The following is a 25,641-nucleotide window of genomic DNA, read 5'->3' as shown; positions in this document are numbered from 1 at the left end:
TCCTGATGACGACCAGTAATGCACCGGGCAAGCACCCGCCTGCCATTTTCCTGATGGGGCCAACCGCTTCGGGCAAGACCGATCTGGCGATCGCCCTTTGTGAGCACCTGCCCTGCGACATCATCAGCGTCGACTCCGCCCTGATCTACCGCGAGATGGACATCGGCACCGCCAAGCCTTCGGCCGAAGAACTGGCCCGGGCGCCGCACCGGCTTATCGATATCTGTGATCCGGCAGAAAATTATTCCGCCGCCGACTTCCGCCGCGACGCCCTGGCGGAGATGAAGAAGATTACTGAAGCCGGGCGCATCCCGCTGTTGGTGGGCGGCACCATGATGTATTTCAAGGCCCTGCTGCACGGCATGTCCGGGTTGCCATCCGCGAATCCTGAGTTACGAGCGCGGTTAGAGCGCGAGGCGGCCGAGAAAGGCTGGCAGGCTCTTCATGACGAGTTACAGCAGAAGGACCCGGTGGCGGCCCGCCTTATCCACCCCAATAACCGGCAACGACTGCTGCGGGCGCTGGAAGTGATCAGGCTGACCGGGAAACCTATCTCGGCGTTCTGGCAGGCGGAAAAAGGGGCATCGGGTGGAGCAGAAGTCGAGGATTACACCTATTTCACCCGGTGGCAGGCAGACGAAGGGAGTGCTCTGCCGTATACTATAACGCAACTTGCAATCGCACCCGGTGAGCGCAAAGTGCTTCATGACCGGATAGAACTGCGTTTCCGGCGAATGCTGGACGCCGGTTTTCTTGATGAGGTCCGGGCGCTTATGGCCCGGGGTGACCTTGATCCGGAACTTCCGTCAATGCGCTGTGTCGGTTATCGGCAGGCATGGGAACATCTTGCCGGCAACAGTGACTATGACGAGTTTGTGAGCAAGGGTGTGGCTGCTACCCGCCAGCTGGCAAAACGGCAGCTCACCTGGTTGAGAAAATGGTCCGATGTCCACTGGCTGGACAGCGACGATAAACTGGTCGCCGAAAAAGCCTTGAAAAAGCTCGGACTTCGCACCACATTAAAATCTGAATAACGACGATCTGCATCTACTAAAAACAGGAGAACACACATGTCAAAAGGGCATTCCTTACAAGACCCTTACCTCAATGCATTGCGCAAGGAGCGCATCCCGGTTTCCATCTTTCTGGTCAACGGTATCAAGCTTCAGGGCCAGATTGAGTCTTTCGACCAGTTCGTGATTTTGCTGAAAAACACTGTCAGCCAGATGGTCTACAAGCACGCAATTTCCACTGTGGTTCCTGCCCGCAATGTCCGCATTCCGCAGCAGGCTCCGGGAGGAGAGGGCGAGTCTGAAGACTGATACAGCCGCTTTCCCGGTATTGCCACCCGCGTTTCCGAAGAGCCGTCCCGCGGCTCCCAGGTGCGCGGGTGTTTGTTTTTCTGAGGGGTCGATTCTGATGACCCGGGAGTCTGTACAAGTTGTTTGAGCGTCCTGATGTCGGCGAACGGGCGGTTCTGGTTCACATCGATTTTACCGCCTATGAGGATTCCGAAGACCTGGAAGAGTTCCGGGAGCTGGTGACCTCTGCCGGTGTGGAGCCCGTGGCTGTGGTCACCGGTTCGCGCAAGCAGCCGAGCCCGCGATTGTTCGTGGGTGAAGGCAAGCTGGAAGAGATCCGTGATGCCATTACCGCCTCCGAGGCGGATGTGGTGCTGTTCAATCATGCCCTGAGTCCCAGTCAGGAGCGGAATATCGAGCGTGAACTCAAGTGCCGGGTGCTGGATCGCACCGGCGTCATTCTCGATATTTTTGCCCAGAGGGCCAGGACCCACGAGGGCAAGCTGCAGGTGGAGCTGGCCCAGCTCGAGCACATGTCGACCCGGCTGGTTCGCGGCTGGACGCACCTTGAGCGACAGAAGGGCGGTATCGGCCTGCGGGGCCCGGGTGAAACCCAGCTCGAGACTGACCGCCGCTTGCTGCGTGAGCGAATCAAGTCTATCCACAAGCGCCTGGAAAAAGTTCGCAGGCAGCGGAACCAGGGGCGCCGTGCCAGGCACAGGGCCGATATCCCCACTGTCTCGCTGGTGGGTTATACCAACGCCGGCAAGTCCACCCTGTTCAATCGGCTGACCACCTCCACCGTCTACGCTGCCAACCAGCTGTTCGCAACCCTGGATCCCACGCTGCGGCGTCTGGAACTTCCGGACATCGGTCCGGTCGTATTGGCGGACACGGTCGGATTCATCCGGCACCTGCCGCACAAACTGGTGGAAGCCTTCCGGGCGACCCTGGAAGAGACCACCGAAGCCAGCCTGCTGTTGCACATAATCGACTGTTACGATGGTCGTCGCGACGACAACATCGAGCAGGTTGAAAGCGTCCTGGCTGAGATCGGAGCGGACGAGATTCCCGTATTACAGGTGTTCAACAAGATCGACCTGCTGGACGGATTCACACCCCGGATAGACCGCAATGAAGAGGGTGTCCCGGTGCGGGTCTGGGTGTCGGCGGTAAGCGGAGAAGGGCTCGACATCCTGTATGATGCAATCGTTGAGCGCCTGGCCGAGGATGTCGTGCATCATTTCGTACTGCTCGGCCCTGCTGACGGAAAGTTGCGGGCCTTGCTGCACGAAGCCGGCTCAGTGCTCAGTGAAGATCATCGGGAAACGGGTGACAGTGTGGTGGAAGTGCGCCTGCAGAACCGGGACTGGCTCCAGTTGCTGAGCCGGGCGGGCGTGAAAGAACATGAAATTCGCCTTGAAGACAGCCACGCCTGAAAGCGTAAACGGTTGCCGGGGCGCGTATAAATCCCTAGTATTTGCAGCCATTCGACAAGTATAGGAACGGAGAGCACTATGGCCTGGAACGAACCGGGTGGAAACCGTAACGACAACGATCCCTGGGGGACCGGTGGTGGTCGTCGCGGCGGAAATGATCAGGGGCCGCCAGACCTTGATGAGGCACTGAAAAAGGGCCTGGACAAGCTCAACAAGATGTTGGGCGGTAAAGGCGGCAAGTCCGGGGGCGGTGACAGTGGCTCTGGCGGCAGTGCCGGAGGCTTCGGTGCGATTATTGCCCTGGCTGCGATACTGGTTGTCGGTTACGTCATCTACCAGTCCTTTTACACGGTGGACGAGCAGGAGCGGGCTGTCGTTCTTCGTTTCGGTGAGTATTCCCGTACCGAAGATCCGGGTCTGCGCTTCAAGGTGCCTCTGATTGATGATGTGCGCAAGGTTCGGGTAACCAACGTACGTAGCGCCGAGTCCGCAGGTCAGATGCTGACCCAGGATGAAAACCTGGTGACCGTAGACCTGCAGGTCCAGTACCAGGTCAGCAATGCCCGGGACTACGTGCTGAACGTGCGTGACTCCAACCAGGCGCTCGCTTTCGCTACTGACAGCGCCCTGCGCCATGAAGTAGGTAGTGCCACCCTGGATGAAGTGCTTACCGAGGGTCGTGCCGAGCTGGCGATCAACGTCGAACAGCGGCTACAGGCCTTCCTCCAGGACTACGGTGCCGGTCTGCGGGTCGTCCGGGTCAACGTCGAGAGCACCCAGCCGCCCGCGCCGGTTCAGGATGCGTTCCGGGAAGTTCAGCGGGCCCGGGAAGACGAGCAGCGTTCGATCGAGGAAGCCGAGACCTATCGGAACAAGATCGTACCGGAAGCTCGTGGTAAGGCTCAGCGCATGATCGAGGAAGCGAACGCCTACAAATCACGGGTGGTCGAGACCGCACGGGGTGAAACCGCCCGTTATCTGGATCTGCTGGCGGTCTATTCCGATGCGCCACGGGTTACCCGCGAGCGTATGTACATCCAGGCGCTGGAGAACGTGATGTCCAACACCTCCAAGGTATTTGTGGATACCGAGTCCTCCAACAACATGATGTACCTGCCGCTGGATCAGATGATCAAGCGCAATACAGTGACCGGTGGTCGTGACAGTTCCGGTAATACCGGTTCCATGGACGGCCAGGTGGATATCCAGTCACTGACCGACGAAGTGTTGCGTGAACTGCGCAATCGTCAGACTACCAATTCCAGAACGGGGAGATAATCAATGGGTCCGAAGAGTATTATCGGCCTTGCCGGTGCCTTGATCGTTGTTCTGGTGGTGTCGGCCAGTGTCTACATCATCCCGGAAACCCACCGGGGCGTGCTGCTGCGCTTTGGTGAATTGATTGAAACCAATATCCCGGCGGGCATCCACTTCAAGGTGCCGGTGATTGATCAGGTGCGGGAGTTTGACGTACGGGTACTCACCATGGATCTTCCGGCACGTCAGTACCTGACCGTCGAGAAAAAGCCGCTGGACGTGGATTCCTACGTCGCCTGGCAGATTGCCGATGTGGATACCTTCTACCGGTCAACCGGCGGTGACGAGTTCCGGGCCCAGTCCCTGCTGTCCTCCCGGGTGGATAACGGCCTGCGGAACGAGTTTGGCGTGCGTACCATGCACGAGGTGGTGTCCGGCCAGCGGGATGAGCTGATGCACACCTTGCGGGACCAGGTCAATGAAACCTCCGTCGCCGAGTTTGGTATCCGCGTGCTGGACATCCGGGTCAAGGCGATTGAACTGCCGCAACAGGTCAGTGAGAACGTCTATCGCCGGATGGCAACCGAGCGTGAAAAGCTGGCTCAGGAATTCCGTTCCCGCGGTCGTGAGGCAGCGGAAGGTATTCGCGCCGATGCTGATCGCCAGCAGACGGTGATCCTGGCGGAGGCCTTTTCCAAGTCCGAGCAGTTGCGAGGTGAGGGTGATGGCCAGGCGGCGCGTATCTACGCCGACGCCTATAGCCAGAACGAGGAGTTCTACAGCTTCTATCGCAGCATCACGGCGTATCAGAACGCGTTCTCCAGCAAGGATGACATCATGGTCATCGACTCGGACAGCGAGTTCCTCAGGTTCCTGAAGGATCCTCTGGGCACCACCAACTGATCCGGGTTTGAAGCAGGAAACCGGAATACCTTCGTATTCCGGTTTTTTTGTGCCCGACAACCGTGTAAAATTCGGCCGGTTTTGTATCGGGTTTTTCTGACCCACGACTTCGCCACAAATCCTGAGTGCTCCCCGCGGTCATCTGACTGTTGCGGGAATAACAGACAACGGAATCTCATGACAGTATCTGATCGCTGGTTACTGCCGGACGGGGTAGAGGATATTCTGCCGCCGCTGGCCGGACGGATCGAATCCCTGCGCCGGGACGTAATGGATACCTGCCAACGCTGGGGCTACCAGCTGGTCATCCCGCCCCTGATCGAATACCTGGAATCCCTGTTTACCGGGACCGGGCATGACTTGGAACTGCAGACCTTCAAGCTGACCGATCAGCTCACCGGCCGGATGATGGGCGTTCGTGCGGATATGACTCCCCAGGCCGCGCGCATCGATGCCCACACCCTGGGTCAGGAAGGTATTACCCGTCTGTGTTATGCCGGCCATGTGCTGCATACCCGCCCCCGCCATATGCTGACCGGGCGCACCCCGATCCAGGCTGGTTGCGAGCTGTTCGGCAGCGCCTCCGAGTCGGCGGATATGGAAGTGATCAGCCTGATGCTGGAAACCCTCCGGGTTGCCGGGCTGCCCCGTATTCACCTGGACCTGGCTCACGTGGCTATTTACGAGAGCCTGATCGGTGAGGCGGATTTCGACCGGGACACCGAAGAGACCATCTTTGATGCCATGGCCCGCAAGTCGGTGCCCGAACTGGACGAGCTCCTGGGTGACTGCCCGGAAGGCTCCGCCGGCAGCCGGCTCCGTAAGCTGGCGCGGGTGAGCGGTGGCCCCGAGGCGCTGGTCGAAGCCCGGAAGATCCTCAGCGGTGCCTCCGAGTCTCTGGATGCCGCCCTCGACAAGCTGGACCGTGTGGCGAACATGCTGACCCGGGACTTCCCGGAAGTGAGCTTCGGTTTCGATTTCTGTGAGCTTCGGGGCTACAACTACCACACCGGCCTGGTGTTTGCGGCCTATGTGCCCGGTCACGGGGATTCCGTTGCCAAGGGCGGCCGCTACGACGCCATTGGCAGCGACTTTGGCCGTCCCCGTCCCGCCACGGGCTTCAGTCTCGATATCCGGGCGCTGGTGTCCCTGGGCGAGCGGACAGTAAAGAAAAACGGCGCGGTTTGGGCGCCGGCAGACCAGGATCCGGCTCTGGAAGGGGCGGTTTCGGACCTGAGAAAAACGGAAACGGTTATCCGGGCATTGCCGGAGGATGAGGGGTGTAACCCTGCCACCCGCGGGTGTGACCGGCAATTGGTGAAGAAGGACGGCGAGTGGGTCGTCCAATCGCTGGACTGAATTGAGAGAGAATCATGGGTAAGAACGTAGTTGTGCTGGGCACCCAGTGGGGTGACGAAGGCAAGGGTAAGATTGTTGACCTGCTGACCGACAAGGTCGCCGCCGTGGTTCGTTTCCAGGGTGGCCATAACGCCGGCCACACACTGGTGATCGATGGCAAGAAGACCGCTCTGCATCTGATTCCCTCCGGTATCCTGCGTCAGGATGTCCAGTGCCTGATCGGCAACGGTGTGGTCCTGTCTCCGGAAGCCCTGCTCAAGGAAGTCCGGGAGCTGGAAGCCAACGGCGTTGCGGTGCGTGAGCGCCTGAAAATCAGCCTGGCCTGCCCGATCATCCTGCGTACCCATGTCCGCATCGACCAGGCCCGCGAGCGCGCCCGTGGCAACGACAAGATCGGCACCACCGGCCGTGGTATCGGTCCGGCCTACGAGGACAAGGTATCCCGCCGCGGTGTGCGCCTGGGCGACCTGTGCAATCCGGCAGACTTCGAGGAGAAGCTGCGGGAGATCATGAGCTACCACAACTTCGTGCTCACCGAGTACTTCAAGGAAGAGGCCGAGGACATCGATGCGGCCCTGGCCGAGCTCAGACAGATGGGTGAGGAAATCCTGCCCATGGCCGCCGACGTCACCGACCTGCTGCACGACTACCGCAAGCGCGGCGAGCACATCCTGTTCGAAGGCGCCCAGGGTTCGCTGCTCGATATCGACCTTGGCACCTATCCGTACGTGACCTCCTCTAACACCACCGCTGGCGGTACCGCCACCGGATCCGGTTTTGGCCCGCTGTTCCTGGATTACGTGCTGGGGATTACCAAGGCCTACACCACCCGTGTCGGTTCCGGTCCGTTCCCCACCGAGCTGTTTGATGATATGGGCCAGCACCTGGCGGTGAAAGGCAACGAGGTGGGTACCACCACTGGTCGCTCCCGCCGTTGTGGCTGGTTTGACGCCGTGGCCCTGCGCCACGCCATCCAGATCAACAGTGTCTCCGGCATCTGCCTGACCAAGCTGGACGTGCTGGACGGCCTTGAGACCGTCAAGGTATGTGTGGGCTACAAGACCCCGAACGGTGAGATCTTCCGCCCGCCCATCGGCTGTGACAGCTACAAGGACATCGAGCCTGTGTATGCGGACCTGCCGGGCTGGAGCGAGAGCACCGTGGGCCTGACCAGCATCGATCAGTTGCCGGAGAACGCCAAGGCGTACATCCGCTTCCTGGAGGAGCAGATCGAGGCGCCCATCGACATCATTTCCACCGGGCCGGACCGCATCGAGACGATCACGTTGCGCCATCCGTTCGGCGAGTAAGGAACAAGAGCTCCGCCATAAACAGAAAGCCCCGCAAATCGCGGGGCTTTCTGGTTTCAGGGTTTGGTGGCAATCACCGTGGCGCGTTTCGGGCCCGGATAGCCCTCCACGGTTTTCGAAGGATCCTCCGGATCGAGAAAATCCTGCAATGAATTGAACCGCATCCAGTCCGTGGATCGCTGCTCCCCGGTGGTGGTTTCGGTGACGTCCACCACTTTTGCGTCCCGGAACCCGGTGCGTTGCAGCCAGCGCAACAGGGTGTCGCAGCTGGGCAGGAACCAGACATTGCGCATCTGGCCATAGCGGTCCTCGGGCATCAGACTGTAGCCTTCCGGCCCGTCCACCACCAGGGTTTCCAGCACCAGTTCGCCGCCCCGGCGCAGGGTGCTCTTGAGTTCCAGGAGATGATCCAGGGGCGAGCGCCGATGGTAGAGCACGCCCATGGAAAAGGTGGTGTCGAAGATCTCCAGGTTGGTCGGCAGGTCTTCCATTCGCACTGGCAACAGGTCGACTGGAACCTCCCCGACATAGTTCTTCACCGCGAGGAACTGGAACAGGAACAGCAGTCCCGGGTCGATACCAATGACCCGCCGGGCACCGGCCCCATACATGCGCCAGCAATGGTAGCCGGAGCCACAGCCTACATCCAGGATTTGCCGGCCCTTGAGGTCGGACAGATGGGGAGCGACCCGGTCCCATTTCCAGTCTGATCGCCATTCGGTGTCGATGAAGGTATCAAAGAACCGGAACGGGCCCTTGCGCCAGGGCATCAGCCCCCGCAAACCCGCTTCCAGGTCCTGTTGTTCTGTTTCTGTCAGTGCCTGAGCGGTTTCCAGGGTGACGGCCGGAGCATTCAACTGCCCGCGAACATCCGGCAACCGGGGCAGGGTATCCACAGCCCGCAGCCACCGGCCCAGGTCTCCGTGGGGCGCTTCTTCGAATTTGTGGGTGAACTGTGTGCGCAGGCTCTCTGCCCAATCCTGCAGACCCTGGGCATCAAGCTCGGACAGAACCGGGTTGAAATAACGTTTCCAGTCGAAAGTTTTCATTGCAGATAGATAACTCAGTCGGCCTTGATGGCCAGCATGGAGACAAAGTTGAAACACTGGTACCACAACATCACCTGGTCGAAACCGGCGCTCAGCAACCGTTCCCGGTGCGCGGCCAGGGTCTCCGGAATCAGCACCTGCTCGATGGCTGAGCGCTTCTGGCTGATTTCCAGATCCGAATAGCCGTTTGCCCGCTTGAACTCATGGTGCAGCCGGGTCTGGATTTCCTGCTCCTGTTCCGACTCGAAACGGATCTTCTCGGACAGGATCAGCACCCCGCCAGGACGTGTCGCCGATGCGATGCGCGCCAGGAGTTCTGCCCGCTGTTCCGGTGGTACGAACTGAAGGGTGAAATTCAGAGTGGTAACCGAGGCATTGCTCAGTTCGGTATCCAGAATGTCTTCACAACGCAGGGTAACCGGAAGCGAGGAGTCGTCCAGGGCGATGTAATGCTCACAGCGTTCAATCATCGCCGCCGAGTTATCCACCCCGAATAGCTGGCAGTCATTGTCGTCAATACCATGGCGCATCGCCAGGGTAGAAGCGCCCAGGGAACAGCCCAGGTCATAGCAGTTGGAGCCGGATTGGGCATATTGCTCGGTAATCACCTCGATCATCGGAATGATGGTGGTGTAGCCGGGCACCGAGCGGCGGATCATGTCCGGAAACACCCGCGCCACGGACGCATCGAAGCGAAAATCCTCCGGCTTGCGCTCCGTGGCGAACAGGCGATCGGTGGCCTGTTCCGGAGGTGTCGGGGTGGGTCTTTCCTTACTCATCGGAGGCCCCTTGCTCCGGTACCGCAGGCCCGGTGGGTGAGGGCCGGGCACAGCGGACACCACGATTCTTGTAGTCCACCAGGATCCCCCGGAAGGACGGATCCACGTCGGCAGCAATCGCCAGGTAGCCATTCTCGCAGACCGCGTGCAGTTCCGAAGCCTTGGGCGACATCCGGAAGGGCTCGTCCGGCGTGACGTGGATGGCCTCGAATTCACCGACGGGCATGTGGTCTTTATTGCTGGAATGATCGATCCGGCCCGAAGTTTCTAGTACCAGGATGGTACCCACGATGGAGATCAAGGCGGTGACAATCAGGCTGCGGACGGTGTAACGGGCTTCACTCTGGCTCATGCCTACCTCGTTGTGAAGTGAATGAAATTAGGTTAGTACTGGCCGGGGATACTGATGGCCGGGGCCTGCAGGGCCGCCATCTGTTCCCGCAGGGACAGGATCTGGTCGGACCAGAACCGGGGCTGGGCAAACCAGGGGAAGAAGCGAGGAAAGGCGGGGTCATCCCAGCGTTTCGCCAGCCAGGTGCAATGGGCGATCTGCCGGTAGCAGCGCAGGGGCTCGATCAGGTGGCGTTCACGACGGTTGAAGTCCCGGAACATTTCATAGCCTTCCAGGAGTTCGCCGAGCTGGGCACCGCGTTCGTGATCTTCGCCGTTCAGCAACAGCCACATATCCTGGATGGCCGGGCCGGAGCGGCAATCGTCCAGGTCGACAAACAGCATCTGCTCATCCCGGCACAGGATGTTACCGGCGTGGCAGTCGCCATGCAGCCGCAGGGTGTCCACCGGGCCGGCATCGTCGATGCGGGCGGCGCACAGGTCCAGAAGTTGCGGGATCAGGCTGTCCCAGGCCGGCCGCAGGTCTTCCGGGATCCAGTCGCCCTCAACCAGCAACCGGTTGTTGGTCTCTATGCCCTCCATCAGGGAAAAGGCGGGCCGATGATGGAAAGGTTCGCGAGCCCCGATGTTATGGAGTTGCCCCAGCCATTGCCCTAATCGGAACAGCGTGTCGGTGACACTGGTATCCGGAGCGTGGCCGCCCCGCTGGGGGAAGACCGCAAACCGGAAACCGCCATGCTCTCCCAAGGTGTCTCCGCCCGGCATGATCATCGGTGCCACCACCGGGATGCCTGCTTCCTCCAGTTCCAGGGTAAAGCTGTGTTCCTCGCGGATGGCGGCCTCGCTCCAGCGGCCCGGACGGTAGAACTTGGCAATCACCGGAGTCTCGTCCTCGATGCCGACCTGATATACCCGATTCTCGTAGCTGTTCAGGGCAAACAGGCGCCCGCTGACCGGAAAGCCCACTTCTTCCAGGGCATCCAGGATGGCGTCCGGAGTGAGGGCGTCGTAGGGATGGCCGGATACGGCCAGTTGCAGGTCATGGGGCATAGGAGTGTGGTCAAAGGCCTTTGTCGGTTTTCGATTTCATGTGCAGCAGATGATACCAGTTTTCGTCCAGCTCCCAGCGGACATGGTCGATGCCCGGATCGCCGAGGACGATTTCACCGGCCCGGGCCTGCACCTGGGCCAGTTGCCGTTCCGCCCGTTGCCAGTCCCGGTGGTTGTCCGGAAGGTTCCGCATGCTCGGAAAGATCGCCCTGAGGGCCTCTTCCGTGGACACGGAGTGGGAGCGGAGTGAGCCCATGATGGCGGTGTCTCCCTCCACCCGGAGCACCCGGTGCTGGTAGGGATAACTTGCGACCGTTTCATCGGATTTCAGCAGTTCGTTAAGGCTGATGACCTCGAAACTGCGCCATCCCAGCCAGCCCACGAACAGTGCAGCGACAACCATAACGGCAATAAACTGTTTGCGGTCCGACATCCATGGGGCTCCGTTAAATTCTTCCTGGCTGCAAGTATAACGTTTATGGTGGTTCAGGTAATGTTTACCGGGTATTAGGAGTTATTTCGAGGGGAGACATTGCGGGTGACGGGATTGGAGACTCTGGAAACACAGACGGTGGTGATCGGTGCTGGCGTGGTTGGTCTGGCCGTGGCCCGGCAGCTGGCGATGGCTGGCCGGGATGTCATTGTCCTGGAATCCGCTAGTCGGTTCGGGGAGGGTATTTCTTCCCGCAACAGCGAAGTCATCCATGCGGGTATCTATTATCCCGAGGGCACCCTCAAGGCCCGTCTGTGCGTGGCTGGCCGTCGGCAGCTCTATGACTATTGCATCAGCCGCAATGTGGGGCACCGGAAATGCGGCAAATGGATTGTGGCAACCAGTGCCGACCAGCAGGCGAAGCTGTCGGGGATACAGGCCGCCGCGGCACTTAACGGGGTGCCTCTTGAGCTGGTAGAAGGCGCGGACGTTCGGGCACGGGTACCGGATATCCGGGTGGAGGCGGCACTGTGGTCCCCGGAAACCGGCATTATTGATTCCCACGGCCTGATGCTGTCGCTGCTAGGTGAGCTGGAAGATCATGGCGGGCAGCTGGTGTTGAAGTCCCCGGTGCTTTCTGCTGTGTCTGAGCGTGGTCGCCACCGCCTGACCGTGGGTGGGGATTCGGCCTGCACACTGGTTGCCGATGAGGTCATCAATGCGGCGGGGCTGGGAGCGCCAGCCCTGGCGGCAAACTGGCAAGGGCTACCGGACAGCCAGCGACCGGAGCAGTGGTTCGCCCGGGGCGTGTATTTTTCCTACAGCGGCCGGCACCCGTTCAACAGCCTGATCTACCCGGTGCCAGAAGCCGGAGGGCTGGGTGTTCACTTAACCCTGGACCTGGCCGGCCAGGCCCGTTTCGGCCCGGATGTGGAGTGGATCGAAGCCGAGGATTACACCGTGGACCCGCAGCGTGCCCACCGTTTTGCCGAAGGTATCCGGCAGTGGTGGCCAGGACTGGATGCATCGCGCCTGCAACCTGCCTATGCCGGGATCCGCCCCAAGCTAAAGGGGCCGGAAGACGGTTTCTTCGATTTCCGTATCGATGGCCCCGGGGAGCACGGCGTTCCCGGGCTGGTCAATCTGTTCGGAATCGAGTCGCCCGGGCTGACTTCCTGCCTTGCCATCGCAGGGCTGGTCCGGGACAAGCTGGCCCGGTAGACCTCCGCGGTCATTGCTCAGCCGGGCGTCCTGGCCAGTGCCCAGATTTCCACGTCCTGCGCGCCCGCTGCTTTGAGTTTCAGGGCCAGGGCCCGGGCGGTGGCGCCGGTGGTTACAACGTCATCCACGATCGCAACCCGCCCTGGTGGCTTGCCCCGCACCTCGAAAACATTCTTCAGGTTAGCCAGCCGCTGGGTTCTGTTCAGTTCGCGCTGGGACTGCACCTGTTTTACCCGCCGGACCAGGCCGGCATCAACGGGAATCCCGAGTTGCCGTCCCACCTGCTCGGCAATGTCTGTGGCCTGATTGAACCCCCGTTTCCGACGGCGTTTCGGGTGCATGGGTGCCGGCACCAGCAGGTCGGGTAGGCTGGCCGCGTCCTCGGCCAGCTGGTGCGCCAGGAACTGGCCGAAGTCGGCCACCAGGGGCCGGGCGAATTTCCGTTGGCCGTGGTACTTGTAGCGGCCAATCATGCCATCCACGGGAAACTGGTAGCGCCAGGGAATCCGGGCCCGCTCGAACGGCGGTGGTTCCTTGCTGCATTCGCCGCAGCGCAGGTTGTCTGCGGCCCAGGGCAAAGGTAGCCCGCAGGTGAAGCAGCTCCATCGGTTAACCGGCAGATCCGCCCGGCAGGGGGCGCACAGGCCATGGATAGCATTAGTAGACAGGCAGGCAACACAGCGGCCTGCTCTTGCGGCGCTGTTAACCTTTATGTCCTTTAAGGTTGACAGCAGGTTCAGTCCCTTTATCATCTGTTTCATCCGTAAACCCAGAGACCGGGAAAGGTTAACAGGACTTGAACATGACCGCGAATGAACTGCGTCACGATTGGACGCTCCAGGAAGCCCGCGCACTTTTCGAAATGCCTTTCAATGACCTGCTGTTCCGTGCCCAGAGTGTGCACCGTCAGCATTTCGATCCCAATGAGGTTCAGGTCAGTACCCTGCTGTCTATCAAGACTGGCGCCTGCCCGGAAGACTGCAAGTACTGCCCCCAGAGCGGTCATTACAACACCGGGCTGGAGAAGGAGAAGCTGCTGGAAATCGAGAAGGTGGTCGCCGAGGCCCGGGCTGCCCGGGAGAAAGGTGCTTCCCGCTTCTGCATGGGCGCCGCCTGGCGTAGTCCGACCAAAAAGGACATGCCCTACGTGCTGGACATGATCCGCGAGGTGAAGTCCTTGGGCCTGGAAACCTGCATGACCCTGGGCATGTTGCAGGAAGAGCAGGCGCAGGAGCTGGCGGATGCCGGTCTGGATTACTACAACCACAACCTTGATACCTCCGAGAAGTTCTACAACCACATCATCACCACCCGGACCTATCAGGATCGCCTGGATACCCTGGATAACGTGCGCAAGGCAGGCATGAAGGTCTGTTGCGGCGGCATCATGGGTATGGGCGAGGATGAGGATGACCGGGTCGGTCTGCTGGTTCAGCTCGCTAACCTGCCCCAGCATCCGGAGAGTGTGCCGGTGAATATGCTGGTGAAGGTGAAGGGCACGCCGCTGGAGGACGTTGAGGATCTGGATCCGTTCGAGTTCATCCGGATCATCGCGGTGGCGCGGATCATGATGCCGGCTTCTCATGTGCGGCTGTCGGCCGGTCGTGAGCAGATGAATGAGCAGATGCAGGCGCTTTGTTTCATGGCGGGGGCGAACTCGATTTTCTACGGCGAGAAGCTGCTGACCACGTCCAATCCGGAGGCGGATGCGGATATGCAGTTGTTCCGTAAGCTTGGGATTCGGCCTGAGCAGCGGGAACAGTGTGCGACCGAGGAGCAGGAGGAAGAGGCGATTGCCGAGGCGGTGGAGTATGAGTCGACCCGGCATATGTTTTATGACGCTACTAGGGAGTCTGCCTGAATCAGGCGTTGAGCTTGGGCTTCGGTGCTAGTGAAGGTCGGGACCCTCTTTCCGGGACACGCTACGAGCACATCCATGTGCGCTTGTTTCGGGCCGTCCATGGCCCTCAACAGTCCCGGAAAGAGGGTCCCGACCTTCACCCGAAGTTGGCAGTTAACTTCAACTCGTTAACGGTCTGACAGCGATGCGTAACTTTGCCAAAGAGATTGAAGAGCGGAAGCAGGCGGGGTTGTACCGTACTCGCCGGCTGGTATCCGGTCCCCAACAACCGGAACTGACAGCCGATGGCAAACCGTTGTTGTCGTTCTGCAGCAACGACTACCTGGGGCTGGCTAACCATCCTGCCAACATCGAAACCCTGAAAAACGCCCTCCCGGAAACCGGCCTCGGTGGCGGCGCCTCACACCTGATCTGTGGCCACCACGACGCCCACTATCAGCTTGAAGAACGCCTGGCAAAGTTCACCCGTCGCAGTTCAGCCCTGTTTTTCTCCACCGGCTATATGGCCAACATGGGCGTTATTTCCGCCCTGGCAGGCCGTGGCGATACGATTTTCTCGGACCGGTTGAACCACGCCTCGATCATCGACGGCTGCATCCTCAGCCGGGCGCGGATCCGGCGTTATGGGCATGGTGACGTGGCCGCTCTGGAGACCATGTTGGCGGAGACCAGTGGCCACAAGCTGGTGGTGACCGACGGTGTGTTCAGCATGGACGGGGATGTCGCGCCGCTGAGGGAGTTGGCCCGTGTGTGCCGGGAGCATGATGCCTTGCTGATCGTTGATGATGCCCATGGCATCGGTGTTCTTGGTCCGGAGGGACGCGGCAGTGTGCTGGATGCGGGACTTACCGAAGAGGACGTGCCGGTTCTGATCGGTACCCTCGGCAAGGCGGTCGGCACCAGTGGTGCCTTCGTGGCCGGTTCGGAGTTGCTGATGGATTATCTGGTCCAGAAAGCCCGGACCTATATCTACACCACCGCCATGCCGCCGGCTGTTGCCATGGCAACATGCACGAGTCTCGATGTGATTGAACGTGGCGATTACCTGCGTTCGCACCTGGAAGCCCTGATTGAACGATTCCGGACGGGGGCGAGGGCGCTGGGGTATGAACTGATGGCGTCCCACACCCCGATCCAGCCGATCATGGTTGGCACCAACGACGCCGCCCTGGCGCTGAGCAAGGCGCTGGAAGACCGGGGCCTGCTGGTAACCGCCATCCGCCCGCCAACGGTCCCCGCCGGCGAGGCGAGGCTAAGGGTGACTCTGAGCGCAGCGCATCGGATGGCGGACGTGGATCGCCTTCTGGCGGCACTGAAGGAGTGCCGGCCAATGATGGAAGCACCGGAGACCGCATGGGCGTAATCCGGACACCACCAGAATCACTGGACCGGCCCGTTCCGGCGGCCAAGAGCGATATTGCCCGGGAGTTTGGTAAGGCCTCCGGCACTTATGATCAGGCCTCCCGCCTGCAGCGCCTGATGGGGGAAGCCATGCTGGCGCGATTGGCTCAAAAAAACGTAGCTCCGCGTACCATCCTCGACCTCGGCTGTGGCACCGGCTGGTTTACCCGGGAGCTTCAGACTCGTTTCCCGGAAGCGCACATCGTCGGCGTGGACCTCTCGCCCGGAATGATCGAAAAGGCCAAGTCCTCAAGCCCGGAAAGCATCCAATGGCTCACCGCCGACGCCGAATCCCTGCCGTTCTCATCGGATACCTTTGACCTGATTTTCAGCAATCTGATGATCCAGTGGTGCCAACACCCTCAAACCGTCCTGGCTCAATGCCGCCGGCTTCTCCGGTCAGAAGGGCGGTTAGCCATTTCCACCTTGCTGGACGGAACGCTGTGGGAGCTGAAGCAGGCCTGGTCCGTTGCTGATCCCGGTCAGCCCCATGTGAACCGATTTGAGCAGCCAGAAATCTGGCGCGATATCACCGGTGATGTTTTAACGGGTTCGGATTTGGTCACTGAAACCATCCGTTTGTCTTACGACTCGCCTATGGCGCTGAATCGGGAATTGAAACTGTTAGGGGCTGGTTTCAAGGGTGAGGGACGGAGGAAGTCAGTTACCGCTCCAGGGCGTTTCAAATTGATGTCCCGGGCTTATCCATCGGAGGACGATGGTTGTATTCTCGCGACCTACGAATCCGCATTTGTTTTTTGGCGAGCTCCGTGATTCTAAGAATTCAGGGGCGATTTAACCACTGAAGTCTGGGTCTGACGCGGGGCAATCACTCCGGGACTGTTGAGGGCCATGGACGGCCCGAAACAAGCGCACATGGATGTGCTCGTAGCGTGTCCCGGAGTGATTGCCCCGTGGCAGACCTGCACCCAACATGCAGGTAAGCAAATAACATGGCCAAAAAAAGTTATTTCGTAACCGGCACCGACACCGGCGTCGGTAAAACCATGGTCTCCGCCGCCATACTCGAGGCCGCCAAAGCCCAGGGCAAGCGCACCCTGGCCATGAAGCCGATTGCCTCCGGCTGCGACCAGACCCCCGAAGGCCTCCGCAACGAAGACGCCCTGATACTCCAGCAGGCCATCACCGAAAAACTCCCCTACGACCAGATCAACCCCATCGCCCTGGAACCGGCCATCGCCCCCCACGTCGCTGCCCAACAAGCCGGCAAAAACGTCACCGCCCAAAGACTGATCGGCTTCTGCCGTGGCCTCCAGATCCAGCCCGCGGATCTGCTGCTCGTCGAAGGCGCCGGTGGCTGGCGCGTGCCCCTGAACGACCGGGAAACCTACTCCGCCATGCCCCGTGAACTGGACATGCCGGTCATCCTCGTCGTCGCCCTCAAACTCGGCTGCATCAACCATGCCCTACTGAGCGCCGAAGCCATCCGCGCCGACGGCCTGACCATTGCCGGCTGGGTCGCCAACCGGGTCGAAAGCGAAGCCATGGACTGCGAACAGGAAACTCTCAACTACCTGACCACCCATCTCGGCACCCCCTGCCTGGGCGTTCTGCCTTGGCTCGAACAGCCCGAGCCTGGCGCCCTGGCGCGCTACCTCAATATCGGCCCACTGTTCGAAGCCTGAACTGACCTGACGGTCTGCCGGCTGCTACCAAAGCGGCCGGCCACTTCGACCTCGCATCAGCCCTGAAACACTCTCCGACACCCTCTCCACGCCCACCGGGCAGGGGGATTTTGCTGTGTCCCGATGGCGGGCCACCCCACACAAATTTTCCATCCGGCTATTGACAATTCTGTGCCAGTAAACGTATGTTTCAAACAAGTGTTTAATTAAGGCCGCAGCGCGTGCCGTTGTGGTGTCTGAGCAAACCAAGGCCAAAGGCTGTTAACCCTGTTTCAGCTGAGACCGAGAACCGAGGTGGATTCCATGCCTGAATACAAAGCGCCCCTGCGTGACATCAAATTTGTTATGAACGAGCTGCTGGACAGCGAGCAGCATTACGCCAGTCTGGAAGGTGCCGAAGACGCCACTCCCGATATGGTGGACGCCATTATCCAGGAAGGTGCAAAGTTCTGTGAGCAGGTACTGTCTCCGCTGAACCAGGTGGGTGACCGGGAAGGCTGCACCTGGAGCGAAGACGGTGTGAAGACACCGACCGGCTTCAAGGAAGCATACCAGCAGTACGTCGAGGGTGGCTGGCCGTCCATGACTGCCGATCCCAACTACGGTGGCCAGGGCCTGCCGCATTCACTTGGCCTGGTCATGAGCGAAATGGTCGGTACCTCCAACTGGTCCTGGGGCATGTACCCGGGCCTGAGCCACGGCGCGACCAACACCATCGAAGCCCACGGCACCGAAGAGCAGAAGCAGACCTACCTGACCAAACTGATCAGCGGCGAGTGGACCGGCACCATGTGCCTGACCGAGCCGCACTGTGGTTCCGACCTGGGTACCCTGCGTAGTAAGGCCGAGCCCAACGCCGACGGCACCTACAGCATCACCGGTACCAAGATCTTCATCTCCGCCGGCGAGCACGACATGGCCGAGAACATCGTCCACATCGTTCTGGCCCGCCTGCCGGGTGCTCCGGAAGGTACCAAGGGTATCTCCCTGTTCATCGTGCCCAAGCAGCTACCGAACGAAGACGGCTCCGCCGGTGAGCGTAACGCGGTTTCCTGTGGCTCCCTCGAGCACAAGATGGGTATCCACGGTAATGCCACCTGCGTCATGAACTTTGACGGCGCCAAGGGCTGGCTGATCGGGCCGGAGAACAAGGGCCTGAACTGCATGTTCACCTTCATGAACACTGCCCGTATCGGTACCGCCATCCAGGGCCTGGGCGCGGCCGAGCTGGGCTTCCAGGGTTCGCTGGCGTATGCCAAGGAACGTCTGGCCATGCGCTCACTGAGTGGCCCGAAGAACCCGGAAGGTATCGCTGATCCGATCATCGTACACCCGGACGTGCGCCGCATGCTGCTGACCCAGAAGGTCGTGGCCGAGGGTGCGCGCGCCCTGATTTACCTGGCCGGCCAGCAGGTGGACGTGGTTCACAGCGGCAAGACCGAGGAAGAGCGCAAGCAGGCGGACGCACTGCTGGGCTTCCTGACTCCGATCGCCAAGGCGTTCCTGACCGAGATCGGTTACGAGTCCGCCAACCTGGGTATGCAGGTATTCGGTGGCCACGGTTTCATCTCCGAGTGGGGCATGGAGCAGAACGTGCGTGACTCCCGCATCGGCATGATCTACGAGGGTACCACCGGTATCCAGGCACTGGATCTGCTGGGCCGTAAGGTCCTGATGACCCAGGGCGAATCTCTCAAGGGCTTCACCAAGCTGGTACACGTGTTCTGCAAGGAGAACGCGGACAACGAGCAGCTGAAGGAATTCATCGAGCCGCTGGCAGCGATCAACAAGGAGTGGGGCGAGCTGACCACCAAGGTTGGCATGGCCGCCATGAAGAACCGCGAGGAAGTGGGTGCGGCCTCCGTGGACTACCTGATGTACTCCGGTTACGCCGTCTTCGCCTACCTGTGGGCCCGTATGGCCAAGGTGGCCCTGGACAAGATGGTCGAGGGTACCAGCGAGGAAATGTTCTACAACGCCAAGGTCCAGACCGCACGCTTCTACTTCAAGCGCATGCTGCCGCGGACCAAGGCGCACGCTGAAACCATGCTGGCCGGCGCGGATACGCTGCTGGACATGCCCGAAGAAGCTTTCGCCATCTGAGGCGGGCTTCGGTAGCGTTCTGAAACAGAAAGCCCGTGCTCCCCGGAGGCGGGCTTTTTTCATGTGTTCTGATGGGGTTTCGGGTAAAATACCGGCCCATAACAACATAACTTTCAGCGGACACATAGCCGAGCAGGCGCCGCGACCAGGGATATGACCTCCCGCGCCCTGCAAAGACTGACTGGAATCTTGTGGAGAGTTTCAAATGGCTGAATATCAGGCACCGTTACGTGACATTCGCTTCTTGCTGAATGAAGTATTTGATGCGCCTGCGCTTTGGGCATCCCTGCCCAAGGTGGCCGAGAATGTGGACCCGGAAACCGCGGATGCCATCCTCGAGGAGGCCGGCAAGATCGCCGGTGGCGTCCTGGCTCCCCTGAACCGCGAAGCGGACGAGCAGGGCAGCAAGTGGGATAACGGCGAAGTGACCGCGCCGGACGGCTTCAAGGAAGCCTACCAGACCATCGTGGAAGGTGGCTGGAATGGTCTGGGTGGCAACCCGGAATTCGGCGGCATGGGCATGCCCAAGACCCTGGTGGCCCAGTTCGAGGAAATGATGCAGGGCGCCAACATGGCGTTCGGTCTGGCCCCGATGCTGACCGCCGGTGCCTGCCTGGCCCTGGATGCCCATGGCAGCCAGGAGCTGAAAGAGAAATACCTGCCCAACATGTACTCCGGCGTCTGGTCCGGTGCCATGGACCTGACCGAGCCGCACGCCGGTACCGACCTGGGCATCATCCGTACCAAGGCCGAGCCCAACGACGACGGCTCCTTCAATGTCACTGGCACCAAGATCTTCATCACCTGGGGCGAGCACGACATGGCGGAGAATATTATCCACCTTGTGCTGGCCAAACTCCCGGATGCGCCGAAGGGACCGAAGGGCATCTCCCTGTTCCTGGTACCCAAGTTCCTGGTGAACGAGGACGGCTCCCTGGGTGAGCGCAACAGCTTCAGCTGTGGTTCCATCGAGAAGAAGATGGGCATCAAGGGCTCCGCCACCTGTGTCATGAACTTTGATGGTGCCAAGGGCTGGCTGGTCGGCGAAGAGAACAAGGGCCTGGCCGCCATGTTCACCATGATGAACTACGAGCGTCTGGGCGTGGGTATCCAGGGTATCGGCGCGGCCGAAGCATCCCTGCAGAATGCCCGCGAATACGCCCTGGACCGTATCCAGAGCCGCGCCCCGACCGGCGCCCAGCAGCCTGAAAAGGCCGCTGACCCGATCATCGTGCATCCGGACGTGCGCCGCATGCTGCTGACCATGAAGGGCTATGTGGAAGGTGGTCGTGCCTTCTCCACCTACGTGGCCCAGTGGCTGGATATCTCCAAGTACGCGGATGACGACGAGCGTCGCAAGCACGCTGAGGGTATGGTGGCGCTGCTGACACCGGTGGCCAAGGCATTCCTGACTGACCGGGGCCTCGAGGCCTGTATCCTGGGTCAGCAGGTATTTGGCGGCCACGGTTTCGTCCGCGAGTGGGGCCAGGAACAGCTGGTCCGGGACTGCCGGATTACTCAGATCTATGAGGGTACCAACGGCATCCAGGCACTGGATCTGATGGGCCGTAAGGTGGTTGGCAGCCAGGGCAAGCTGTACGAGCTGTTCGCCCAGGACGTGGCCAATTTCCTGGAGGAAAATGCCGACAACGAACACCTGCACCCGTTCCTGGAGCCTCTGGCCGCTGCGGTGGAGCGTCTCGATGACGTGACCGAGCATGTCCTTGGTCAGGCCGGCAACTCGCCGGATGCCGTTGGTGCCGCCTCGGTGGATTACCTGGACCTGTTCGGCCTGACAGCCCTGGGTTACATGTGGGCGAGGATCGTCAAGGCGGCTGCGCCCCAGGCAGCAGGTGACACCTCCGGCTTCTATTCCGGCAAAGTGAAGACTGCGCGCTTCTACTTTGACCGGCTGCTGCCGAAGACGGTCTCCCTGGCGGAAGGCATCCGCAGTGGCAGCGATGCCATGATGGCGCTGACCGCAGAAGAGTTCTGATCGCTGTCTGACGGTCTGGAACGTGAAAGGCAGGTCCGCGGACCTGCCTTTTCTTTTTCGGGCTGCTGCGCTTCGGGGCAATCTGGTCAGAGCTGTTCCAACTGCTCCGGATTATTTACAAACGGGTTTTCGTTGCCCTGGATTTCCGCGATCCGGCGGTGGCGGGTCAGTTCGTTGTCATCCGGTGGATCCTGCCGGTTCCAGCCCTTGAATACCGAGGTGGCCCCCAGCCAAGGCAGGTCATAGGTGCTGACCATGTAGGCCATGGTCCGCGCCACGTCGCCCTTGACGCGCCCGGGCGGCTCGAAAAACTGGGCACTGGCCCGGATACCACACTCATCGGGCTTGGCAACATCGCCGATGTTGTCGTAGCGAACGTTGCGGCGCTGCATCTCGATCCGGTTACGCACCGGGACCATGTTGTGCAGGTCCGAGGCGATCTGACGGTAGCGGTTGTTCTGTTCGCATTGCCGTGAGGTCCCGCAGGAAAGAGCGCTGCGAATATCCGCCAGGGGATACACATAGCCATCAGTCAGGAGGAAACCCTTGCTGGTGAACGGTGTGTTGCAGAAAAAGGATTGCCCGCCATCGGCGTACAGTTTGCCCCAGAACTCGTCCTTGATGACGGTATCCGGGTCACTGAACCGGGTATTCTGGCCGATAACGGCGGTTGTGGCGATCAGCAGGAGGAAGGCGGCGGAAAGGATCGGAAGTTTTTTCATCAATCTTTGCGCGAGAAACCCCATCGCTCAGGGCGGGGAGGGATAGCGCGTCGGTGTGAGCCGACCCCGTTCTCGCTGCCTCCTTTTGGTTGTTGCTATCTGTTGGTGCACTGTATAAATTAACAGTATGAAAAGACGCGCTTACAAGTACCGGTTTTATCCTACGTCCGAGCAGGCGGTGTTGCTTGCTCGGACGTTCGGATGTGTGCGTTTTGTCTACAACGCGGTGCTTCGGTATCGTACCGATGCCTTTTACGAGCGTCAGGAAAAGGTGGGCTATACCAAAGCCAATGCCCATCTGACGGCCCTGAAAAAAGACCCGGACCTGGCGTTCCTGAACGAAGTCAGTTGTGTGCCCCTGCAACAAAGCCTTCGGCACCAGCAAACCGCGTTCAAGAACTTCTTTGACGGTCGAGCTCGGTATCCCCGGTTTAAAAGCAAGCGGTACCGCCAGTCGGCAGAGTTCACCCGCTCGGCGTTCAAATACCAGGGCGGCCAACTGTTTCTGGCCAAGTCCAAAGAACCGCTGGCGGTTCGGTGGACCCGGGATCTGCCCTGTGAGCCGACCACGATTACCGTCTCCAAAGACAGCGCCGGACGCTACTTTGTGTCCTGTCTGTGTGAATTTGATCCCCAGACGTTGCCTGTCACCCCGAAGATGGTGGGCATCGATTTGGGCCTCAAAGACCTGTTCGTGACCAGCGATGGACATCGAATCGGCAATCCCCGCCACACGGCGAAATACGCTGCAAGGCTGGCAAAGGCGCAACGGCGCCTGAGTCGGAAGAAGCTCGGCTCCCGAAACCGGGCGAAAGCCCGGGGGAAGGTCGCTCGGATTCACGCCAAGCTCTCTGATTGCCGGATGGACAATTTGCACAAATTGTCTCGCAAGATCGTCAACGAGAACCAAGTGATCTGCGTCGAATCCCTGAAGGTCAAGAACATGCTGCGCAACCGCTCTCTGGCCAAAGCCATCAGCGATGCCGGCTGGGGCGAGTTCGTTCGCCAACTGGCGTACAAAGCGGAGTGGGCTGGCCGACAACTGGTGACTATTGACCAGTGGTACCCATCGAGCAAACGCTGCTCAGGGTGCGGCTTTGTGATGGACGCCATGCCTCTCAATGTCCGGCACTGGGCCTGCCCGGAGTGCGCAGCCGAACATGATCGCGACCTTAATGCCGCGATCAACATTAAAGCCGCCGGGCTGGCGGTGTTAGCCCTTGGAGAGAATGTGAGTGGCATGGAGTCAGTCTCCGTGTCCGGTTCTCGGTGAATTGGGAATACTCTTCCTTCAAGGGAGAGGAACAGTCAAACCCCATTTATACCTCGCAGTGTCTGTAAGCAGCCTGTCCTTTCAGGCCTGTCACCGCGGACAGTCTGAACTCACAAAGTCTGACGCTTCGTTCACTTGTACCGTGAAGTATGGCACAAAGACCCTCGATGCGAGGGTCTTCGGGGCAGGAATTTGCGACCCTGTGGCGGGTCGCGGTCGCTTTACTTGAGCTTTTTGCGGATATTCTGGTAACCGGTCTTCAGGTCTTCGCCGAGTTTTTGCGCAGTTTGACGGGCTTCCTGGCTGGCGTCGCCGGTATCGTGCAGGACCTGGTCAATCTTGTTGCGGAACCGGTCCCAGTCCTGTTCCAGGTCATCCCACTCGTCCTTGACATCCTCGCGGGCCAGATGGAGCTGAACCCGGGCTTCGTCCCGGTACTGTTTGACTTTTTCCGACAGTTTCTTGAGTTCTTCTTGAACACTCATTTCAGGCACCTCCTTGGTTAGTTGGTGGGATAACAATGCGCCTGAACCGGAAAAACTGTCAAGTACGGGCATGGCCTGAATATGAACGGATTTCAGCCGGTTGACTCAGGTCACGATTTTGCGGCGAGAAGTGCGGACATATCCCGGAGGTAATGCCAGGGGGAGAGATCATCGAAGCCCTTGGCCGCGCGGTCGATCTGGCTGCACAGGCGGGTGGCCTGTTGCAGCTGGCCCGGGCTCAGGCGGCGGGCGGCACGCTCGAGCACCCGTGCACGCTGGGGCTGGAACACACCCCGCTTCTTCAGGAAGGCGGCAGGGTTCTCTCCCTGGCCCGCGGCTGCGCGAAGCTCGGCCACCAGATTCAGGTCCCGGTTCAGCACGGCCAGCAGGCCCAGCGGATTCTCCCCTTCCTGCTGCAGCACACCGATCATTTTGCCGGCATGGGATGCTCTGCCCGCGAGCAGCTCCAGCACCAACTCGAAACCGTTGAAGCGGGAGCTGTCCTGAACCGCCTGCTCAATGGTTTCCTCGTCGATGGTGTTGCCGTTGGTCAGCAGGGCCAGTCGGTCCAGTTCCTGGCTGGCGGCCAGCAGGTTGCCCTCCAGTCGTTCGGCAAGCATGGCCAAAGCGCCCCGGGTCAGGTGCAGGCCCTGGCGATTCGCCCGCTGCTGTAGCCAGCCTTCGAACTTGTCCGCATCCACCGGCCAGACCGGGACGTGAACGCCCTTGCCCTGCAGCTCCTTGTACCATTTGCGCCGGGTCTCGGCGGCATCGAGGCGGGTGCTGATCAGCAGCAGGATGATGTCTTCGGGAGGCTGCTGGAGCACGTGTTCCAGCACCGGGCGGCCATCGCCGAGCTTGCCGGTGGGCAGGTGGATCTCGATACGACGCTTCTCGGCGAACAGGGACATGGCATTGAACTCGTCCGCCACCGTGTTCCAGTTGAGCTGATGGTCGGCATGGAAGGTCAGGCGGTCATGGAAACCCGCTTCCCGCGCCGCCTTGCGGATCTGGTCGCAGCATTCCTGCACCAGCAGGGGCTCGTCACCGGAAACCAGGTAGACCGGGGCCAGGCCTTTCTTGAGCAGTTGGGGGAGCTGGGCCGGCTGGGTCTTCATGGCTGGCCGGCGTCGGGTTCTGCCGGTGGGTTGTTGGCCCGGTAGTCCTCGCGGATTGCCTGGATCCGGGCTTCGGTCATCGGTGCCAGGCGGAACAGGATCTGCTGGGCCAGCCGGTCGTTCATGCGCTGCTCCAGCTCATCCTGTTCCCGTTGCTTGGCCAGGATATTGGTTTCATCGTACCGGTAGCTCTCCCGGACACTGAGCTCGGTGTCCGCGATTAGTGGGACCCGGTCATCGGTGATCAGCTCGATGCGCACGGCCTGGGTCAGGGTATATTCGGCGGCAGCCGCCCGGACGGTAATGGCCGAGGCGCGACGATCCTGGGAGAAGGACTTCAGGTCCAGAACATAGGCCGCATTGGTGGCTTCTGTGGTTTCAATCCCGCCGAGTTCCAGTTGCTCTTTCAATGACAGGCACAGGGTGTCGGGGATCTGTGAGCCGCATTTCACGGCCAGCGGCTGCAGTGCCGCCGGCACCGGCGAGGTACCCCGCAACTGAAAACCGCACCCGGCCAGCACGGCGGCCAGCGCGAGTGCAGTAGCCCGAACAGCCACGGTTCTCAGGGCAGGGCGGAATGCCAT

At 60.5% G+C, this 25,641-nt stretch carries 25 protein-coding genes; 15 read left to right on the top strand and 10 right to left on the bottom strand.

Annotation, left to right across the window (positions count from 1 at the left end):
- Positions 1-5: 5 nt before the first annotated feature.
- The 7 genes from miaA to BM254_RS07475 all read left to right on the top strand — a co-directional run bounded on the left by miaA (position 6) and on the right by BM254_RS07475 (position 7,569).
- Positions 6-1,034, top strand: coding sequence for a tRNA (adenosine(37)-N6)-dimethylallyltransferase MiaA (miaA, locus tag BM254_RS07505; protein ID WP_092001111.1), 1,029 nt, complete (start codon positions 6-8; stop codon positions 1,032-1,034).
- A 36-nt stretch (positions 1,035-1,070) separates the two neighbouring features.
- Positions 1,071-1,322 (top strand): RNA chaperone Hfq, encoded by a 252-nt coding sequence (gene hfq / locus BM254_RS07500; RefSeq protein ID WP_008170056.1) that lies wholly within the window; start codon positions 1,071-1,073, stop codon positions 1,320-1,322.
- A gap of 119 nt (positions 1,323-1,441) precedes the next feature.
- Positions 1,442-2,740, top strand: a complete 1,299-nt coding sequence (gene hflX, locus BM254_RS07495) for a ribosome rescue GTPase HflX (protein ID WP_092001107.1) — start codon at positions 1,442-1,444, stop codon at positions 2,738-2,740.
- A gap of 78 nt (positions 2,741-2,818) precedes the next feature.
- Positions 2,819-4,018: an FtsH protease activity modulator HflK gene (gene hflK, locus BM254_RS07490; RefSeq protein WP_092001105.1), complete on the top strand. Its 1,200-nt coding sequence runs from the start codon at positions 2,819-2,821 to the stop codon at positions 4,016-4,018.
- A 3-nt stretch (positions 4,019-4,021) separates the two neighbouring features.
- Positions 4,022-4,900, top strand: coding sequence for a protease modulator HflC (gene hflC, locus BM254_RS07485; protein WP_092001101.1), 879 nt, complete (start codon positions 4,022-4,024; stop codon positions 4,898-4,900).
- 177 nt (positions 4,901-5,077) lie between these two features.
- On the top strand, positions 5,078-6,259 hold the full coding sequence (locus tag BM254_RS07480) for an ATP phosphoribosyltransferase regulatory subunit (protein ID WP_092001099.1): 1,182 nt from the start codon (positions 5,078-5,080) through the stop codon (positions 6,257-6,259).
- Positions 6,260-6,273: 14 nt separating this feature from the next.
- Positions 6,274-7,569 carry an adenylosuccinate synthase gene (locus BM254_RS07475; protein ID WP_092001096.1) on the top strand — a complete coding sequence of 432 codons (1,296 nt, stop codon included), beginning with the start codon at positions 6,274-6,276 and terminating at the stop codon, positions 7,567-7,569.
- Positions 7,570-7,625: 56 nt separating this feature from the next.
- Here BM254_RS07475 and cmoB read toward each other — a convergent pair whose 3' ends face one another.
- The 5 genes from cmoB to BM254_RS07450 are packed head-to-tail and all read right to left on the bottom strand — an operon-like array spanning position 7,626 to position 11,231.
- Positions 7,626-8,618 (bottom strand): tRNA 5-methoxyuridine(34)/uridine 5-oxyacetic acid(34) synthase CmoB, encoded by a 993-nt coding sequence (gene cmoB / locus BM254_RS07470; RefSeq protein WP_092001094.1) that lies wholly within the window; start codon positions 8,616-8,618, stop codon positions 7,626-7,628.
- A gap of 14 nt (positions 8,619-8,632) precedes the next feature.
- Positions 8,633-9,397: a carboxy-S-adenosyl-L-methionine synthase CmoA gene (gene cmoA, locus BM254_RS07465; RefSeq protein WP_092001091.1), complete on the bottom strand. Its 765-nt coding sequence runs from the start codon at positions 9,395-9,397 to the stop codon at positions 8,633-8,635.
- Positions 9,390-9,749: a PA3694 family proteiin gene (locus BM254_RS07460; protein ID WP_092001088.1), complete on the bottom strand. Its 360-nt coding sequence runs from the start codon at positions 9,747-9,749 to the stop codon at positions 9,390-9,392. Before BM254_RS07460 ends, cmoA begins: the two co-directional genes overlap by 8 nt.
- 32 nt (positions 9,750-9,781) lie before the next feature.
- Entirely contained in the window at positions 9,782-10,798 is a 1,017-nt protein-coding gene (locus BM254_RS07455) for a serine/threonine protein kinase (protein ID WP_092001086.1), read from the bottom strand.
- A gap of 10 nt (positions 10,799-10,808) precedes the next feature.
- Positions 10,809-11,231 carry a hypothetical protein gene (locus BM254_RS07450; protein ID WP_092001083.1) on the bottom strand — a complete coding sequence of 141 codons (423 nt, stop codon included), beginning with the start codon at positions 11,229-11,231 and terminating at the stop codon, positions 10,809-10,811.
- A 105-nt stretch (positions 11,232-11,336) separates the two neighbouring features.
- On the opposite strand from BM254_RS07450, the gene BM254_RS07445 reads away from it, so the two are divergent.
- A complete protein-coding gene (locus tag BM254_RS07445) occupies positions 11,337-12,452 on the top strand; it encodes an NAD(P)/FAD-dependent oxidoreductase (protein WP_217647743.1) in 1,116 nt (371 codons plus the stop codon).
- Between the two features lie 17 nt (positions 12,453-12,469).
- Here the strand turns inward: BM254_RS07445 and BM254_RS07440 are convergent, their stop codons facing one another.
- Positions 12,470-13,030 (bottom strand): ComF family protein, encoded by a 561-nt coding sequence (locus tag BM254_RS07440; RefSeq protein WP_245777394.1) that lies wholly within the window; start codon positions 13,028-13,030, stop codon positions 12,470-12,472.
- A gap of 224 nt (positions 13,031-13,254) precedes the next feature.
- On the opposite strand from BM254_RS07440, the gene bioB reads away from it, so the two are divergent.
- From bioB to BM254_RS07410, 6 genes are all read left to right on the top strand, one after another.
- Positions 13,255-14,313 (top strand): biotin synthase BioB, encoded by a 1,059-nt coding sequence (gene bioB / locus BM254_RS07435; protein ID WP_092001073.1) that lies wholly within the window; start codon positions 13,255-13,257, stop codon positions 14,311-14,313.
- A 184-nt stretch (positions 14,314-14,497) separates the two neighbouring features.
- On the top strand, positions 14,498-15,676 hold the full coding sequence (gene bioF, locus BM254_RS07430) for an 8-amino-7-oxononanoate synthase (RefSeq protein WP_092001070.1): 1,179 nt from the start codon (positions 14,498-14,500) through the stop codon (positions 15,674-15,676).
- Positions 15,667-16,488 carry a malonyl-ACP O-methyltransferase BioC gene (gene bioC / locus BM254_RS07425; protein ID WP_092001067.1) on the top strand — a complete coding sequence of 274 codons (822 nt, stop codon included), beginning with the start codon at positions 15,667-15,669 and terminating at the stop codon, positions 16,486-16,488. Before bioF ends, bioC begins: the two co-directional genes overlap by 10 nt.
- A gap of 179 nt (positions 16,489-16,667) precedes the next feature.
- Positions 16,668-17,360 carry a dethiobiotin synthase gene (gene bioD, locus BM254_RS07420; RefSeq protein WP_092001063.1) on the top strand — a complete coding sequence of 231 codons (693 nt, stop codon included), beginning with the start codon at positions 16,668-16,670 and terminating at the stop codon, positions 17,358-17,360.
- Between the two features lie 303 nt (positions 17,361-17,663).
- Positions 17,664-19,463: an acyl-CoA dehydrogenase C-terminal domain-containing protein gene (locus tag BM254_RS07415; protein ID WP_092001060.1), complete on the top strand. Its 1,800-nt coding sequence runs from the start codon at positions 17,664-17,666 to the stop codon at positions 19,461-19,463.
- Positions 19,464-19,668: 205 nt separating this feature from the next.
- Positions 19,669-21,459 carry an acyl-CoA dehydrogenase C-terminal domain-containing protein gene (locus BM254_RS07410; RefSeq protein WP_092001056.1) on the top strand — a complete coding sequence of 597 codons (1,791 nt, stop codon included), beginning with the start codon at positions 19,669-19,671 and terminating at the stop codon, positions 21,457-21,459.
- Positions 21,460-21,545: 86 nt separating this feature from the next.
- Here the strand turns inward: BM254_RS07410 and BM254_RS07405 are convergent, their stop codons facing one another.
- Positions 21,546-22,181: an endonuclease gene (locus BM254_RS07405; RefSeq protein WP_092001053.1), complete on the bottom strand. Its 636-nt coding sequence runs from the start codon at positions 22,179-22,181 to the stop codon at positions 21,546-21,548.
- 127 nt (positions 22,182-22,308) lie between these two features.
- Between BM254_RS07405 and BM254_RS07400 the strand changes: the two genes are divergently transcribed.
- The gene (locus BM254_RS07400; RefSeq protein WP_092001050.1) at positions 22,309-23,454 is read left to right on the top strand and encodes an RNA-guided endonuclease InsQ/TnpB family protein; all 1,146 of its coding nucleotides are present in this window, start codon (positions 22,309-22,311) and stop codon (positions 23,452-23,454) included.
- A 221-nt stretch (positions 23,455-23,675) separates the two neighbouring features.
- Here BM254_RS07400 and BM254_RS07395 read toward each other — a convergent pair whose 3' ends face one another.
- The 3 genes from BM254_RS07395 to BM254_RS07385 form a co-directional block, all read right to left on the bottom strand.
- Positions 23,676-23,939, bottom strand: coding sequence for a hypothetical protein (locus BM254_RS07395; RefSeq protein WP_092001047.1), 264 nt, complete (start codon positions 23,937-23,939; stop codon positions 23,676-23,678).
- 110 nt (positions 23,940-24,049) lie between these two features.
- The gene (gene holA, locus BM254_RS07390; protein WP_092001044.1) at positions 24,050-25,057 is read right to left on the bottom strand and encodes a DNA polymerase III subunit delta; all 1,008 of its coding nucleotides are present in this window, start codon (positions 25,055-25,057) and stop codon (positions 24,050-24,052) included.
- The gene (locus BM254_RS07385; RefSeq protein ID WP_092001041.1) at positions 25,054-25,641 is read right to left on the bottom strand and encodes an LPS-assembly lipoprotein LptE; all 588 of its coding nucleotides are present in this window, start codon (positions 25,639-25,641) and stop codon (positions 25,054-25,056) included. Before BM254_RS07385 ends, holA begins: the two co-directional genes overlap by 4 nt.

Origin of the sequence: Marinobacter pelagius (assembly GCF_900114925.1) — a bacterium.
Taxonomy (GTDB): Bacteria; Pseudomonadota; Gammaproteobacteria; order Pseudomonadales; family Oleiphilaceae; genus Marinobacter; species Marinobacter pelagius.
This window is presented reverse-complemented; position numbering and strand designations above follow the sequence as displayed.

Coding starts and splice junctions, on each gene's coding strand:
- miaA (WP_092001111.1), top strand. CDS start 6: ATGACGACCAGTAATGCACCGGGCAAGCACCCGCCTGCCATTTTCCTG.
- hfq (WP_008170056.1), top strand. CDS start 1,071: ATGTCAAAAGGGCATTCCTTACAAGACCCTTACCTCAATGCATTGCGC.
- hflK (WP_092001105.1), top strand. CDS start 2,819: ATGGCCTGGAACGAACCGGGTGGAAACCGTAACGACAACGATCCCTGG.
- hflC (WP_092001101.1), top strand. CDS start 4,022: ATGGGTCCGAAGAGTATTATCGGCCTTGCCGGTGCCTTGATCGTTGTT.
- BM254_RS07480 (WP_092001099.1), top strand. CDS start 5,078: ATGACAGTATCTGATCGCTGGTTACTGCCGGACGGGGTAGAGGATATT.
- BM254_RS07475 (WP_092001096.1), top strand. CDS start 6,274: ATGGGTAAGAACGTAGTTGTGCTGGGCACCCAGTGGGGTGACGAAGGC.
- cmoB (WP_092001094.1), bottom strand. CDS start 8,618: ATGAAAACTTTCGACTGGAAACGTTATTTCAACCCGGTTCTGTCCGAG.
- cmoA (WP_092001091.1), bottom strand. CDS start 9,397: ATGAGTAAGGAAAGACCCACCCCGACACCTCCGGAACAGGCCACCGAT.
- BM254_RS07460 (WP_092001088.1), bottom strand. CDS start 9,749: ATGAGCCAGAGTGAAGCCCGTTACACCGTCCGCAGCCTGATTGTCACC.
- BM254_RS07455 (WP_092001086.1), bottom strand. CDS start 10,798: ATGCCCCATGACCTGCAACTGGCCGTATCCGGCCATCCCTACGACGCC.
- BM254_RS07450 (WP_092001083.1), bottom strand. CDS start 11,231: ATGTCGGACCGCAAACAGTTTATTGCCGTTATGGTTGTCGCTGCACTG.
- bioB (WP_092001073.1), top strand. CDS start 13,255: ATGACCGCGAATGAACTGCGTCACGATTGGACGCTCCAGGAAGCCCGC.
- bioF (WP_092001070.1), top strand. CDS start 14,498: ATGCGTAACTTTGCCAAAGAGATTGAAGAGCGGAAGCAGGCGGGGTTG.
- bioC (WP_092001067.1), top strand. CDS start 15,667: ATGGGCGTAATCCGGACACCACCAGAATCACTGGACCGGCCCGTTCCG.
- bioD (WP_092001063.1), top strand. CDS start 16,668: ATGGCCAAAAAAAGTTATTTCGTAACCGGCACCGACACCGGCGTCGGT.
- BM254_RS07415 (WP_092001060.1), top strand. CDS start 17,664: ATGCCTGAATACAAAGCGCCCCTGCGTGACATCAAATTTGTTATGAAC.
- BM254_RS07410 (WP_092001056.1), top strand. CDS start 19,669: ATGGCTGAATATCAGGCACCGTTACGTGACATTCGCTTCTTGCTGAAT.
- BM254_RS07405 (WP_092001053.1), bottom strand. CDS start 22,181: ATGAAAAAACTTCCGATCCTTTCCGCCGCCTTCCTCCTGCTGATCGCC.
- BM254_RS07400 (WP_092001050.1), top strand. CDS start 22,309: ATGAAAAGACGCGCTTACAAGTACCGGTTTTATCCTACGTCCGAGCAG.
- BM254_RS07395 (WP_092001047.1), bottom strand. CDS start 23,939: ATGAGTGTTCAAGAAGAACTCAAGAAACTGTCGGAAAAAGTCAAACAG.
- holA (WP_092001044.1), bottom strand. CDS start 25,057: ATGAAGACCCAGCCGGCCCAGCTCCCCCAACTGCTCAAGAAAGGCCTG.
- BM254_RS07385 (WP_092001041.1), bottom strand. CDS start 25,641: ATGGCATTCCGCCCTGCCCTGAGAACCGTGGCTGTTCGGGCTACTGCA.